This is a genomic window from Plantibacter sp. PA-3-X8 (genome assembly GCF_003856975.1).
Lineage (GTDB): Bacteria > Actinomycetota > Actinomycetes > Actinomycetales > Microbacteriaceae > Plantibacter > Plantibacter auratus.
In genome coordinates this window covers 1,637,541-1,651,852 of sequence record NZ_CP033107.1, presented here as the reverse complement: position 1 = coordinate 1,651,852, position 14,312 = coordinate 1,637,541, and the positions used below count along the sequence as shown (strand labels likewise).

At 69.1% G+C, this 14,312-nt stretch carries 12 protein-coding genes; 5 read left to right on the top strand and 7 right to left on the bottom strand.

The window, feature by feature from the left end:
* The first annotated feature begins 15 nt into the window (after positions 1-15).
* Positions 16-471: a VOC family protein gene (locus EAO79_RS07915; protein ID WP_124768632.1), complete on the top strand. Its 456-nt coding sequence runs from the start codon at positions 16-18 to the stop codon at positions 469-471.
* Positions 472-473: 2 nt separating this feature from the next.
* Here EAO79_RS07915 and EAO79_RS07910 read toward each other — a convergent pair whose 3' ends face one another.
* The gene (locus tag EAO79_RS07910) at positions 474-1,160 is read right to left on the bottom strand and encodes a TetR/AcrR family transcriptional regulator (RefSeq protein WP_124768631.1); all 687 of its coding nucleotides are present in this window, start codon (positions 1,158-1,160) and stop codon (positions 474-476) included.
* Between the two features lie 151 nt (positions 1,161-1,311).
* Here EAO79_RS07910 and EAO79_RS07905 point away from each other — a divergent pair, with 151 nt between their 5' ends.
* Genes EAO79_RS07905 through EAO79_RS19060 form a run of 3 tightly spaced genes read left to right on the top strand, consistent with a single transcriptional unit; the run spans position 1,312 to position 6,369 of the window.
* Complete coding sequence (locus EAO79_RS07905; protein WP_124768630.1) at positions 1,312-4,200, top strand: MMPL family transporter; 2,889 nt, start codon at positions 1,312-1,314, stop codon at positions 4,198-4,200.
* Positions 4,197-6,194, top strand: a complete 1,998-nt coding sequence (locus EAO79_RS07900) for a YhgE/Pip domain-containing protein (protein ID WP_124768629.1) — start codon at positions 4,197-4,199, stop codon at positions 6,192-6,194. Before EAO79_RS07905 ends, EAO79_RS07900 begins: the two co-directional genes overlap by 4 nt.
* A gap of 34 nt (positions 6,195-6,228) precedes the next feature.
* The gene (locus EAO79_RS19060) at positions 6,229-6,369 is read left to right on the top strand and encodes a hypothetical protein (protein WP_162852291.1); all 141 of its coding nucleotides are present in this window, start codon (positions 6,229-6,231) and stop codon (positions 6,367-6,369) included.
* Positions 6,370-6,564: 195 nt separating this feature from the next.
* Here EAO79_RS19060 and EAO79_RS07895 read toward each other — a convergent pair whose 3' ends face one another.
* The 5 genes from EAO79_RS07895 to EAO79_RS07875 all read right to left on the bottom strand — a co-directional run bounded on the left by EAO79_RS07895 (position 6,565) and on the right by EAO79_RS07875 (position 12,167).
* On the bottom strand, positions 6,565-7,557 hold the full coding sequence (locus EAO79_RS07895; RefSeq protein ID WP_124768628.1) for an NADP-dependent oxidoreductase: 993 nt from the start codon (positions 7,555-7,557) through the stop codon (positions 6,565-6,567).
* 146 nt (positions 7,558-7,703) lie between these two features.
* Positions 7,704-8,540: a carbohydrate ABC transporter permease gene (locus EAO79_RS07890; protein WP_085511878.1), complete on the bottom strand. Its 837-nt coding sequence runs from the start codon at positions 8,538-8,540 to the stop codon at positions 7,704-7,706.
* Positions 8,537-9,517 (bottom strand): carbohydrate ABC transporter permease, encoded by a 981-nt coding sequence (locus EAO79_RS07885; RefSeq protein WP_079705023.1) that lies wholly within the window; start codon positions 9,515-9,517, stop codon positions 8,537-8,539. Before EAO79_RS07885 ends, EAO79_RS07890 begins: the two co-directional genes overlap by 4 nt.
* Positions 9,518-9,523: 6 nt before the next feature.
* A complete protein-coding gene (locus EAO79_RS07880) occupies positions 9,524-10,822 on the bottom strand; it encodes a sugar ABC transporter substrate-binding protein (protein WP_064294151.1) in 1,299 nt (432 codons plus the stop codon).
* A gap of 112 nt (positions 10,823-10,934) precedes the next feature.
* Positions 10,935-12,167, bottom strand: a complete 1,233-nt coding sequence (locus EAO79_RS07875) for an aminotransferase class V-fold PLP-dependent enzyme (protein WP_124768627.1) — start codon at positions 12,165-12,167, stop codon at positions 10,935-10,937.
* Between the two features lie 237 nt (positions 12,168-12,404).
* Here EAO79_RS07875 and EAO79_RS07870 point away from each other — a divergent pair, with 237 nt between their 5' ends.
* Positions 12,405-13,097, top strand: coding sequence for a FadR/GntR family transcriptional regulator (locus EAO79_RS07870; RefSeq protein ID WP_079705021.1), 693 nt, complete (start codon positions 12,405-12,407; stop codon positions 13,095-13,097).
* A gap of 206 nt (positions 13,098-13,303) precedes the next feature.
* Here the strand turns inward: EAO79_RS07870 and EAO79_RS07865 are convergent, their stop codons facing one another.
* The gene (locus tag EAO79_RS07865; protein WP_124768626.1) at positions 13,304-14,245 is read right to left on the bottom strand and encodes an SDR family NAD(P)-dependent oxidoreductase; all 942 of its coding nucleotides are present in this window, start codon (positions 14,243-14,245) and stop codon (positions 13,304-13,306) included.
* Between the last annotated feature and the right edge of the window lie 67 nt (positions 14,246-14,312).

Genomic DNA, 14,312 nt, shown 5'->3' with positions numbered 1-14,312 from the left:
GGTAGCGTGCAGCCCATGGACATCAGACTCGAGAACGTCGGGATCGCGGTCCGCGATCTCGAGGCGACGATCGCCTTCTTCACCGACCTCGGCCTCACCGTACTCGGCCGCGACACGGTGAGCGGCGAGTGGGCCGACACGGCCGTGGGCCTCGACGGCAATCACGCCAGGATCGCGATGTTGCAGACGCCGGACGGTCACGGACGCCTCGAACTCTTCGAGTACCTCCACCCGGACGCGATCGAGACTGAGCCGACACTGCCGAACGAGATCGGCATGCACCGCGTCGCATTCGCCGTCGACGACATCGACGAGGCGCTGGCGATCGCCGCCAGACACGGCTGCTTCCCGCTCCGTGGCGTGGCGGACTATCAGGGCGTCTACAAGCTCAGCTACGTGCGCGGGCCGAGCGGCATCATCGTCATGCTGGCCCAGGCGCTGCAGCCGGATCGATCCGGCGAGTCCGCCTGACGTCAGTCGGTGACCGACTCGGTCAGGGCGCGGACGATGGCCGGGAGCGTGCGCATCGCGAGCTCGCGCGGTGAGCCCTCATCGCCGTCCGGGTCCATGAGCACGGCCGTCTGGATGGCCGACTCGTAGAGGGCGACGACGATGTTCGCGATGTCGGGCGTCGGGATCGTGAACCGGACGTGTGCGAGTCCGGCCGCCTGGTCGAGCCACGCGGCGAGCTGGCGGCCGGCACTCTCCTGGTGCTGGAGGTAGCGGGCTGCGACGTCGGCGTCGCGCATCGCCAGCATCCGGAACTCCGACTGCACGAGGCACCAGCGGCGGTCGTCCGGCTGGAGTTCGAGGAAGGCACGGATCAGGGCCTCGAGCGAGCCCTCGGTGTACCGGCCCGCTGCATCGAGGAGCGACGGGCTGACCGCCTGCAGTCCGGCCTCCAGACGATCGAGTCGGAGCTGGTTCTCGCGTGATTCGAGGGCGAAGAACAACTCCTCCTTCGAATCGAAGTTGGAGTAGAAGGCGCCACGGGTGAAGCCCGCGCGCTCACTGATCTGCTCGACGGACGCCGCGTGGACGCCGAACTCGGCGAAGACCTCGTAGGCGGCGTCGACGAGCCGCTCGCGTGTCCGCTGCCGACGCGCGGACTCGACCGGAGCCTCGTCGCTCGGGGACTCGACCGCTTCGTGCACGCGCATCCTGACACCTTACTGACAGCTCGACCGACTTCTTGCCGATACACCACTGTATCCAATACAGTCGTGTATCGGATACACCGCTGTATCGATCCTGTTCGAATATTTCCGTCGGCTCGCCTGCAAGCAGCGCCGACCTCCCTAGGAGCGACGCGTGTCCTCACTGCTCTACACCCTCGGCCGCTGGGCGTTCGGCGCCCGCAAGCTCGTGCTGATCCTCTGGATCGCCGTGCTCGCCCTCGCGGGTGGCGGCGCGCTGCTCTTCAACCAGGGAACCGACAACGCCTTCTCCATCCCCGGCACGGAGTCGCAGGAGGCGCTCGACTCGCTCGACCACACCTTCCCGCAGGTGGCCGGTGCCTCGGCACAGATCATCGTCGTCGCACCGAAGGGCGACACCGTCGCGGACGCCGGGGTCCGGTCGGCGATCGACGACGCCGTCACCGCCCTGGGCGACATCGGGCAGGTCGAGCAGGCGGTCTCCCCCTTCGACGAGAACGTGACGGGGGCGGTCTCGGAGGATCAGCGGGCGGCGCTCATCTCGATCCAGTTCGACGGCGCGCAGACCGACATCACCGCCGCCACGATCAGCGACGTGGAGGACGCCGAGGCGAGCCTGGCGAAAGCACTCCCGGCCGGCGCGGAGTCCTCTCTCGGCGGGCAGCTCTTCAGCAACAGCCTCCCGACACTGAGTGTCATCGAGCTCGTCGGCGTGGTCGTCGCGCTCGTCGTCCTCATCCTCACCTTCGGCTCCTTCCTCGCCGCGGGTATGCCACTCATCACCGCACTGCTCGGGGTCGGCATCTCGATGGCGCTCATCTTCGTGGCGACGGTCTTCGGGCCGATCTCCTCCACGACGCCGATGCTGGCGCTCATGCTCGGACTCGCCGTCGGGATCGACTACGCGCTGTTCATCATCTCGAGACACCAGGACGGCCTGCGCAGCGGGCTCGACCCGGCCGAATCAGCCGCCCGCGCGACCGCGACGGCCGGTTCCGCCGTCATCTTCGCGGGCCTCACGGTCATCATCGCCCTCCTCGGGCTCGCGGTCGCGAACATCCCGTTCCTCACGACGATGGGTGTCGCCGCGGCTGTCGGTGTCGCGATCGCGGTCGTCATCTCGCTCACCCTCATCCCGGCCATGCTCGGCTTCGCCGGCGAACGCCTCCGGCCCAAGGCGAAGCGGGCCAGGAAGCGCGCGGCGGCCCGGGGCGCTGCCGAGCCGGTCGACGGCCCACAGGACTCGGTCCCCGCGCACCACACCGCGGTCCCTGAGCACCACCACGCGGTCCCTGAGCACCGCACCGCTGCCCCTGAGCACAACACCGCGGTCCCTGAGCCTGTCGAAGGGCACCCCAACCGCTTCTTCCTCGGCTGGGTGCGCGGCGTCACGCGACTCCCCATCGTCACGATCGTCGCCGTCGTCGCCGTCCTGGGCGCCCTCGCCATCCCCGCCCTGTCACTCCGACTCGCGCTCCCCGACGCCGGTTCCCTGCCGGAGGGCGACGGAGCCCGCACGACGTACGACCTCGTCTCCGAGCACTTCGGTGAGGGCTTCAACGGGCCACTCATCGTCACCGGCGGCATCGTCGGCAGTACCGACCCGCTCGGACTCATGGCCGACCTCAAGCAGGAGATCGAGGGACTCGACGGCGTCGCCGCCGTCCCGCTCGCCACCCCCAACGCGACGGCCGACACCGGGATCATCCAGGTCATCCCGAGCGGCAGTCCCGACTCCCAGGCGACGAAGGACCTCGTCGCCGAGATCCGAGGACTGCACCAGTACTTCCAGGACGAGTACGACGTCGACCTCCAGGTCACCGGGTTCACGGCCATCGGGATCGACATCTCCGACCGCCTCGGCGGCGCCCTCCTCCCCTTCGGTCTGATCGTCGTCGGCCTGTCGCTCGTGCTCCTGACGATGGTCTTCCGCTCCATCTGGGTACCGATCAAGGCGACCCTCGGCTACCTGCTGTCGGTAGCCGCGTCGTTCGGCGTCGTGGCCCTCGTCTTCGAGCACGGCGTGTTCGCCGAGGCCCTCCACGTCGCGAGGACCGGTCCGGTGATCAGCTTCATGCCGATCATCCTCATGGGTGTCCTGTTCGGACTCGCGATGGACTACGAGGTCTTCCTCGTCTCCCGGATGCGCGAGGACTTCGTCCATTCGGGACTCGCGAGGCGGTCCGTCGAGACCGGCTTCCTCGGCTCGGCGAAGGTCGTCACCGCCGCCGCCGTCATCATGTTCGCGGTCTTCGCCGCCTTCGTGCCGGAGGGCGACACGAACATCAAGCCGATCGCCCTCGGGCTCGCGGTCGGCGTCTTCGTCGACGCGTTCATCGTGCGCATGACCCTCGTGCCGGCGGTGCTCGCGCTCCTCGGCGACCACGCCTGGTACCTGCCGAAGTGGCTCGACCGCATCCTGCCGTCGTTCGACGTCGAGGGCGAGGGCCTGCAGCGCGAACTCGAGCTGCGCGAGTGGCGCAACGGTGACGAGGTCGCCATCGCCGCCGCCGGGGTCACCCTGGCCGGCGCGGACGGCCCGCTGTACGAGGACGTCGACACGACGGTCGCCGTCGGTGGCGTGCTCGCGGTGCAGGGCGCGCGCCCGGTTTCGGTCACCGCCCTCCTGCTGACGCTGGCCGGTCGCCTCGAACCCGACCACGGTCGACTCAAGGTCGCCGGCCTGGTCCTGCCGGTCCGCGCCGGGGCCGTCCGGTCCCGCGTCGCGTACGTCCGTCTCGACCACGGCGAACCCGTCGGGACGCTCGCTTCGGCGCTGGCCGAACGCCCGGCCGTCATCGTCCTCGATGGGGTCGACACCGTGCCGGACGACGACACGAGACGCGGACTGTACGAGCACCTCCTGACGGCGACCAGAGCCGCGGAACGCTCGCGTCGGCCGCTCACGATCGTCGTCGGCACCGCGGACGCGACCTCGCTCGCCGACGTCCTGCCGACCGCGGCGCCGGAGGTACTCGACCTCGACCGCGCCGCCAACTCCTCAACTCCCACCGCCATCGCTGAATCGAAGGTCGACGCATGAGCACCATCCTGAACCGCCTCGAACGGGCCCGCTCCGGCAAGGGCATCACGGTCGTCTCGATCATCGGCCTCATCCTCGTGCCGCTCGTCATCGCCGGCGGACTCGTCTGGGCGCTGTGGAACCCGGCGGAACGACTCGGTCAGGTGACCGCCGCCATCGTGAACGACGACAAGCCGGTGACCGTCAACGGCCAGACCGTGCCGCTCGGACGCCAGCTCTCCGCGGGCCTCGTCGACGGCGACCAGAAGACCAACTACACCTGGGTCATCACCGACGCGTCCGACGCGAAGGCGGGCCTCGCCGACGGTTCGTACACGGCCGTCGTGACGATCCCGGAGAACTTCTCGAAGGCGGCGACCTCGTTCTCGGGCGACGCCGCCGACGCCGAGCGCGCCCGCCTCGACGTCACGACGAGCGACCGCAGCAAGCTCGTCGACGACGCCATCTCCCAGACGATCACGCAGACCGCGGCCTCGCTCCTCGGTCGGCAGCTCACCACCACCTACCTCGAGAACGTCTACGTCGGGTTCAACACCCTCCACGACCAGCTCGGTGAGGCCGCCGACGGTGCGAAGCAGCTCTCGACGGGCGGACTCTCGCTCGCGCAGGGTGCGCAGCAACTCGCGAACGGCACCACGCAGCTCGCCACGGGCGCGACGCAGTTGTCGTCGGGTGCGACGCAGCTGAGTGACGGGGCCGGGCAGTTGTCGAACGGTCTCTCCGCGCTGTACGCCGGCACACAGCCCGACGCATCGACCGGCAGCCCCGGGCTCGTCCTCGGTGCAGCAAAGCTTGCCGGCGGTGCGAAGGAGCTGGCGGACCGCGTCTCGCAGCTCTCGACCGCCGCAGACGGCACGGCAGCCGCGACCACGCAAGTGGCACAGCAGCTCGCACTGCTCAGCGCCGGATGCGCCGCCTCCGGCGCGTCCGAGACGTACTGCGAGGGAATCGCGCAACTCGCCACGACCAGCGACGTGATCGCGAACGGCGGTTCCCTCGATCCCTCGAACCCATCGGTCGAGTACCCGGGGACCACGGCACTCGCGGCTGGAACCGCGGCGATCGCCTCCGGAGCGCAGGAACTCTCGACCGGTGCGGCGACCTTCTCCGCAAGCCTTCCCACGCTGGTGGACGGCATCGCCACCATCAACGCCGCTGCGGCACAGGTCGCGTCGGGTGCATCCGCCCTCGCCGACGGCGCCGCGCAGTCGGCGACCGGCACGACCCAGCTCGCCGACGCGTCGAACCAGCTTGCTTCGGGCGCCGGAACGTTGTCCGGCGGGATCACCTCGCTCGCGTCCGGGCTGCAGAGCGCGGTCGACAGCCTGCCGACCTACACGAGCTCCGACCGGCAGACGCTCGCGGACGTCGTCGCCGACCCGGTCTCGGCCGGCGATTCGGCGACGGTGTCCTTCGGCACGAACAGCGCTCCCTTCTACGCGGTCCTCGCGCTGTGGCTCGGCGCGCTCGCGAGCTTCCTCGTGCTGCGACCGGTGCCCACGCGGGCGTTCGGATCCACCCGCTCATCGCTGCGGCTCGCGCTCGGTGCCTTCGTGCCGGCGGGGGCGATCGGGATGCTGCAGGGCCTGCTCGTCGCCGTGATCACCGCACCGCTGCTCGACCTCGACGCGGGCGGCTGGCTCGCCTTCGCCGGGATCGCCGTGCTCGCGGGCCTCGTGTTCGCCGCGGCGAACCAAGCCCTCAACGCCCTCTTCGGCGGTGCGGGACGGTTCATCTCGATGATCGTCGCCATCATCGGCCTGGCGACCGGGATCATCGCGACGGTTCCCCAGGTGCTCGACCAGATCCTCACCTTCCTGCCGATCGCACCGGCGCTCGGTGGCCTGCAGGCGATCGCGATCGGCGACACGGGAGCAGCGGCCGGCGTCGTCGGCCTCGTCCTCTGGCTCTTCGGATCGCTCGCAGCGACGACGTTCGCGATCGCCCGGGCGAGGACCACCTCGGTGAAGGCGCTCGTCCCGGCCGTCGCCTGATGCCCGGCGAGAACCCCGCCGGTAAGCTGGGGTGATGAGCAGCAGCGAAGACCGGGAACTGGCCGAATGGGGCGAGCAGCGCAAGCGTCGTCAGCGGCTCATCGCCTGGGTCCTCGTCGTCGCGCTCGTCCTCGGTGGAGGCGGCGCGACCGTCCTCGGCTTCATCTTCAACTAGCCGACCGCCCTCCCTGCCCGGTCGCCAGCGCGGTGCGCTGACGCGAGCGCGCCCCACATGCGCGAGCGCGGGTCTCCGGAGGGTCGCGCTCACGCCCTGGACCCGCGCCCGCGCCGGAACCGAGCATCTCGGGTCAGCGCACCGCGCTGGCGCCGGAACCCGACGTCTCGGGCCAGCGCACCGCGCTGACCGTCGTCAGGGTCGGGCGTCGTGCAGGTCTCGCTGCTTGACGATGCGCTCCGGGTTCGCAGGGCGCATACCGACGATGATCTTGCCCCGCGCGTGCAGCCGCTCGAGATCCTCGAACGCGTCGATGATCAGGTCGAACGGGTAGAACGCCGAGACGACGACCTTCAACGCGTGGTCGGCGGCATACTCCGCGAGGCGTTGCAGCTGCTTCGTGGCGTGCGCGGCGAACTCCTCGTCCGGCTCGAGTGCGGCGAGCTCGATGGCCTTCCGATCCTCGCTCGACCGGTACTTCTCCGGTGGAACACCGAGCTCGAACGCGAGCTCCTGGCCGTCCTGACCGAAGTTGTCGATGAACGCCGTCACACCTTCGGGCGCGAGCTTGCGGATCCGATCCGCCATGCCCTCGCCATAGACGACCGGCTTGACGCCCTGCTCCCGCAGGAAGTCGTGATTGCGCTCACCGCACGTGCCGATGACCCGCACGCCCGCGAACTTCGCCAGCTGCGCCTCGATGTTCCCGACCCCACCGGCCGCCGCCGAGATGACGAGGGTGTCACCCTGCTTGAGGTGCAGCCCGTCGAGCGTCTCGAGCGCCGTCAGCCCAGCGAGGTAGAGCCCGCCGGCCTCCTCCCAACTCACCCGTTTCGGCTTGCGGACGAGGGACGACGCCGGGACGACGACCTGCGTGGCGTGGGCGCCGCGGACGGAGTGTCCGATCACCTCGTCGCCCCGCTTCCAGCCTTCGACGCCGGTCCCGACCTCGCGGATCAGTCCGGCGAAGTCGCTCCCCTGCCCCGTCGGCAGCTCGATCGGCACCGTCTCGGCGAGGTGCCCCTCGCGGACGAACGCCTCGATGTGGTTGATGCCGCTCGCGAGGACGTCGACCACGACCTCGCCCCATCTGGGATGCGGCATCTCGGACTCGATGAACTCGAGTACGTCGGGCCCGCCGTAGCGGGCATAGCGGAGTGACCTCGTCGTCTGCTTCGAACCGAACATGGTTCATCTTCCACCTGCCGGTCGCTAGCCGATCGAACTATCAGCTGGCTTACAGGTTCACCGGACGGCCTCGCATCACGACGCCCGCTCGCCCAGGAATGGGCGAACGGGCGTCGGCTGGCCCATTTTTGGGCGACTGAGACGGGTCAGCCCTTCACCGCTCCAGCGGTCAGGCCCTGCACGATGTACCGGCTCGCGAACGCGAACAGCACCATCGTCGGGATGATCGTCAGCACGGCGGCCGCCGACATGGAGCCCCAGTCGATGTTGTAGCTCGTGATGAAGCCGTTGAGCGCCGTCGGGATCGTCTTGTTCGCGTCGCTGTTGATGAGCGTCACCGAGAGGAACAGCTCGTTCCAACAGTTCACGAAGTTGAAGATGAACGCCGCCACGATCCCGGGCTTCAGCACCGGGACGAGCACCCGGAAGAGCGCGCCGAACCGCGAGCAGCCGTCGATCATGGCCGCCTCCTCGAGGGCGTCGGGGATGTTCTCGAAGAACCCTCGGAGCATGACGGTGCAGAACGGGATGCACACCGCGATGTAGATGAGAATGAGCCCGAACCGGTTGTCGACGAGCTTGAGCTGCGTCATCAGCAGGTACAGCGGGCCGAGCGCGATGAACGACGGGATCATCTGCGTGGCGAGGAACGCCAGCAGGATCGCCCCCTTGCTCCGGAACTCGAACCGCGCCAACACGTATGCCGACAGCATCGAGATGAAGGTCGCCACGACGGCTGCGATCGTCGCCACGATGAGGCTGTTGACGACGTAGGTGCCGAACTGCGCCTTGCTGAACAGGCCGAGGTAGTTCTCGATCGAGAACACCTCCGGCCAGTACGTCAGCGGGTAGGAGAAGATCGCGCCCGGCTTCTTGAACGAGGTGACGACGATCCAGTACAGCGGGAACACCGTGATGACGAGCCACAGCCCGAGGAAGAGGAACTTGACGACCTTCGCGGTCCGTGTCTCCTGGTCGATCATGCCTTCACCTTCTTCTCACGCATGGACAGCAGGTAGAACGCGGTGAACACCAGCAGGATCGCGACGACGATGAGGCCGATCGCGGAGGCCCGGCCGTAGTCGCCGCGCTGGGTGGTCGCGATCATCCAGGTCGTCAGGATGTGGGTCTGGTTCGCCGGACCGCCGCCCGTCATGCCGTAGATGATGTCGGGGAAGTTGAAGATCCAGATGACGCGGAGCAGCACCGTGAGGGCGAGCGTCGTGCGGATGTACGGGATCGTGATCTGGAAGAGCATGCGCGCCTTGCCCGCGCCGTCGAGCGCCGCGGCCTCGAAGAGGTCCTCCGGCACCGACTGCAGGGCGGCGAGGATCATGATCGCGAAGAAGGTGACGCCGTACCAGACGTTCGCGACGATGACGGCGAACATCGCGGTGTTCGGGTCGGCCAGCCACGGGATCGGGGTGTCGATCAGCCCGACCTTCTGGAGCAGGTCGTTGATCACGCCGAACTCGCTGTTGAACATCCAGCGGAACAGGATGCCGATGAGGAAGCCCGAGATGGCCCACGGGAAGAAGATCATCGCCTGGTAGAGACCGCGGAAACGGAACTTCCGGCGCAGCCACAGGGCGATGCCGAAGCCGATGACGAACTGCGGGACGATCGAGGCCACCACCCAGAGCACGGTGTTCGCGACGACCTTGCCGAAGGCCGGGTCGGCGAAGACGGCCAGGAAGTTGGCGAATCCCACCCACGACGTGTCGGTGAGGTTGGCGAGGTTCCAGTTGCGGAACGCCATCTGCGAGCCGGCGATCATCGGGTAGTAGATGAAGATCGCCACGAAGATGAACGCGGGGGCGAGGAAGGCGAGGAGGCCGAAGCCGCGGCGCACCGTGAAGGTGCGCCGCCGACGCCCGCCGGCGGTCCGCGAGGGACCGGCCGGGGGTGTCGGGGTCGCACGCTGCTGCGTGCGACCCGCTTCGTCAGTGGTGGTCGTCATGGACGGTTACTCGCTCTTCCACTTCTCGGTCCAGTACTCGTCCCAGCCCGCGAGGAGCTTCTCCGGCGTCAGCTGGCCGATGAGGACCTGCTGGATCTCCGAGTCGGACTTCTGGATCCATTCGGTCCACCAGGAGGAGCCGCGCGGCTGCGTGACGCTCAGGTAGGTGTCCGGGTTCTCGTTCATCGTGACGTAGCTGGCCCACGGGCCGGTCTTGTAGAAGTCGCTGTCCGCCGCGCTCTTGACGATCGGGACGAGGCTGTTCTCCTGGGCGAAGGTGGTGGCCTGCTTGTCCTCGGAGAGGAACTCGATGAGCTTCGCGGCCTCCGCTTTGTGCTCGCTCGACGCCGCCGTGCCCCAGCCGGCGGTCGCCATGGGCTGCGCAGCCTTGCCGGTCGGACCGGTCAACAGCGGAGCGGTGCTCCACTGCTCGGCCGTGATCGCCTCGGACTGCTCGACGGTCGCGATGACCTCCGGGTCCTGCAGGAGGAACGCGGTCGAACCGTTCGAGAAGCCTTCGACCATCTCGGGGTAGCCCCACGCGACGGACGACGGCGGCGAAGCCTCCTTGAAGAGGTCGAAGTAGGTGTTGACGGCATCGAGCGCCTCCGGTGCGGAGAAGATCGTGTCGCCGTTCGTCAGCTTGAACGCGTTCTCGGTGTCGAGGTCGTCGGCGACGTAGGCCTCGATGGCCGCGACGACGTTGCTGTTCGCGTTGGTGCCGCCACGGAAGGCGTAGCCGAACTGGTTCTTCGAGGGGTCCTGGATCGCCGAGGCCTGCTCGAGGAGGTCGTCCCAGCTCGTCGGGGGCCCGTCGAAACCGGCTTCCTTGATGAGGTCGGTGCGGTAGAACAGGCTCAGCCCGTAGAAGCCGTAGGGCACGTAGTAGACCTTGCCGTCCTCGCCCTTCGCGTACTTCGTCGCGTTGTCGGTGAGGTCGTCCCAGCCCTTCCAGTCCTCGAGCTCGCCGCTCATGTCGTCGAGCCAGCCGTTGGTGGAGAAGGGGCCGACGGTGATGTCGCGGACCTCGAGCACATCGACGCCGGAGCCGGACTGCAGCATCTGGGTGATCTTCTGGTCGGCCTGGTCGGTCGGCGGCGAGATGAGCTCGACCTTGATCTTCGGGTTGTCGGCCTCGAAGTCCGCGATGAGCGACTTCAGGACCTCGGTCCGGGCGGGGTTGGTCAGGCTCTCGACCATCTGCAGGGTGACGGTGCCGTCGCTCGCGCCGCCGGCACAGGCCGACAGGGCGAGGCCGGTGACGACGGACAGGCCGATGGCTGCCGTTGCGCGTGACTTCCTCATGCTCGCTTCTCCTTTGAGTGGTGCTGGTGGGGGTGCTGCGGGGGTGGGTGCTGTGGTGCCGGTGCGGTGCGGTGGTGCTGGTGTGGTGGTGTCGGGTCGGGCGGTTCCGCGCTCAGCTCGTGGCCGCGCGCTCCTCGTCGGCCCATCGCGCGAGCACCGGGACGGCGTGCTCGGCGAAGTGTTCGAAGTCCTCGGGGGTGTTGTAGACGTGGGTGGAGAGTCGGACGTAGCCGATCCCGTCGAGGCTCGTGAACGCGCCCTCGACACCGAGCTCGGCGGAGACGCGGTCGCGGAGGCCGTCGGCGGTCGCGTGGGTCGTCGCGAGTCCGGTCGGGAGCTTGACGAGCCGGAGGGCGTTGACGGGCATGCCCACGTCGACGTGGCTGTCCTCGCCGGTGATGGCGGTCACGGCGTCGGCGACCACCTCGACGGCGTAGTCGGCGAGCTCGGTCAGGTAGTCCCTGGCGGCCGACCAGCCCCACATGTCCTCGATGAACCCGAGCGACGTCGCCGCGGCGAGGTAGCTCGTGACGTCGACCGTGCCCTGGGTGTCGAAGCGCTGCGGGAACGGGTACGGCGAACCCCAGGAGTCGATGAGCGGGTAGAGCTCCTGCGCGAGCGGGCTGCGGGCGACGAGGACGGCGGCACCGCGCGGGGCGCACCCGAACTTGTGCAGGTTGCCGACCCAGAAGTCGCAGTCGAGGTCGCGCATGGGATCGGCGTACAGGCCGGGGACGTGCGCGGCGTCGACGAGCGTGGGGATGCCGGCGGCGCGCGCGGTGGCGGCGATCTGCTGGACCGGCAGGAGTCTCGCGGTCGGCGAGGTGATCTGGTCCATCACGACGAGCGCCGTGCGGTCGCTGAACTCGGCGACGACGGCGTCGTGGGCGGTCTGTGCATCGGCGTCGAGCGGGATGCGGGCGGTCCGGACGGTGCCGCCCCAGCGACGCGCGAGTCGCTCGGCACCCATCGTGACGGCGCCGTAGCCGTGGTCGGTGACGATGATCTCGAGGCCGCGCTGCACGGGGAGGCTGGAGAAGACGACGCTCGCTCCGGCGCTCGCGTTCGGAACCATGGCGAGCTGGTCGACCGAGGCCCCGAGGAAGTCGGCGATCCCGACACGGGCCGCGCCGACCTTGGCCGGGAGGGCCGGGAACCAGGTGAGGGGTGCCGCCTCCATCTCGCGGCGGAGGGCCTGCTGGTGCTCCTGCGCGACGATCGGGACCGCCCCGAAGGACCCGTGGTTGATGTGACGCTTGGTCGGATCCAGCGTCCACCCGGCCGTTGCCGGTCGGCCGTCGCCGAGCGTGAGCGGCGCTGGCCGTGCGATGGTGCGAGTGTCCACAGTGACGTTCCTCCGAGTCGATTATGCAGTGGATTGTCCGATAACCATAGGGGCAACGTTTGATGACTTGGGTTTCTGTCGTGTTACAAGTGATCACCCAGGTCGTTTCGGGATCAACTCATCGGATGACTTGACGTTCGAGCATGGATTCATCAGACGTCTGGCAGCCCTGGGCGGCTCGCGTATCACCGGCGAGTGCCCGCTACGATGGCGGGACTACCCCTGAGGAGGAGCCGCATGTCCGCAGTCGACACCGCGTTCCACGGCCTGCGACACATGATCGCGTCGGGACGGCTCGTGGCGGGGCAGCGGTTCCCGGCCGAGAACGAGCTCTGCGACGAACTCGGCGTGTCCCGCGGGTCCCTGCGTGAGGCCGTCCGCATGCTGGCCGCCCTCGGGATCATCGAGTCGCGGCACGGCTCGGGCACCTACGTGTCGATGCTCCGGCCCGAGGAGATCATCGGCAGCCTGTCGCTCACGGTCGACCTCCTCCCCCTCGACGGTCTCCTGCAGATGTACGAGCTGCGGCGGGTGCTCGAGACCCATGCCACCTCGCAGGCGGCCGCTCGCGCGAGCGATGAGGTGCGCGCCGAACTCGCCGAACTCGTGGAGGCGATGGAACGGACGACCGACCCCGCCGAGTCGAGCGAGCTGGACCACCGGTTCCACGAACTCATCGCGCGGACGGCCGGGAACGCCACGCTGACGGCCCTGCTGCAGGTCTTCCGGTCGCGCTCGCGAGCCTACGACGTCTTCAGCCTCCCCGCCGGCGACGAGCTGCGTCGCGTCAGCAACCGCGGACACCGGGCGATGACCGAGGCGATCCTCTCGCGCGACCCCGTCGGCGCGGCCGGGGCGGCGTCAGCGCACGTCGCGCAGACCGAGGAGTGGTTGCGGGTCCTGCAGCCGCCGGCGACCCCCGCCGACTGAGGTCTGGTTGCGCCAGCGCGGGTCCGGTTGCGCCAGCGCGGTGCACTGACGTCAGCGCGGGTCTGTGGCGCGAGCGCGGGTCTCCGGAGGGGTGCGCTCAGCGCCATGCCCTGCGGTCACCCCGGTTGAGGCGCAGTCACGCGAGCGCACCGCGCTGGGGCCGATTCCCCCGCGCTCTTGCCAGCGCGGTGCGCTGACGCCTGTGGTCACGGGGTCGGGAGGATGGGCGTGCCGATGAGCCGCTCGAGGTCGGTCCAGAGCGCCGCCGCGACGTCCCGGTCGGTCGTGATCGCTGCCGGGGTCTGCCGCACGGCGTCGCCCTTCGTGAGCCACTGGGGACCGTAGAACCAACCGCCGTCGGCCGCTTCGTCGGTGATCGCCCGGAGCGTCGGCTCGGCACCCCGCTGCTTGCTCTGCGCGTAGACGGACTGCAGGGCGTCGGAGAAGCGGCGCCCGCGGGTCGGCTCGTTGACGCCGGGGACGCGACGGTCGAGTCCGTTGACCGAGTAGCCGGGGTGCGCGACGAGTGCCCGGACGGTGCTGTGCGACGCCGCGAGCCGACGGTCGAGCTCGAAGCCGAGCGATGAGAGGGCGATCTTCGACTGGGCGTACGCCTGCCAGCCGCTGTACTCGTCGCGGAGCTGCAGGTCGTCGCCGTGGAACCGGACGAGCAGGGTGGAGAGGCTTCCGAGGAGCACGACGCGCGGCGCGGAATCGTGCGCATCCGCCGTGCGCTGCAACACCGGCAGGGCCTCGGCGAGCAGGGCGGCGTGGCCGACGACGTTCGTCGCGAAGACCAGCTCGATGCCGTCGGACGTCTCCTGCCGCTCCTTCGGCATGTGCACCATGCCGGCGTTCGCGACGAGGGCGTCGAGGCGGTCGAGGTCCGCGAGTCGCTCGCCCGCCGCACGCACCGAGTCGAGCGAGGAGGTGTCGAAGGGGAGGTGACTGAGTCGGGCATCGGGCACCTTCACCCGGATCGCCCGCATCGCCGCCTGCGTCTTGGTCGCACTCCGCGACGCGAGAACGACCTCCGCGCCCGCTCGCGCGAGTCCGAGACTCGTCCAGAAGCCGAGGCCGGCGTTCGCTCCGGTGACGAGGACGACGCGTCCGGTCTGATCGGGCAGGGAGTCGGCGTTCCAGGTCATGGACTCATGATGGCGCAGGACGCTGGACACCGCCCGAAGAAGCGCCACCCCTTGCCCTGGCTCACCC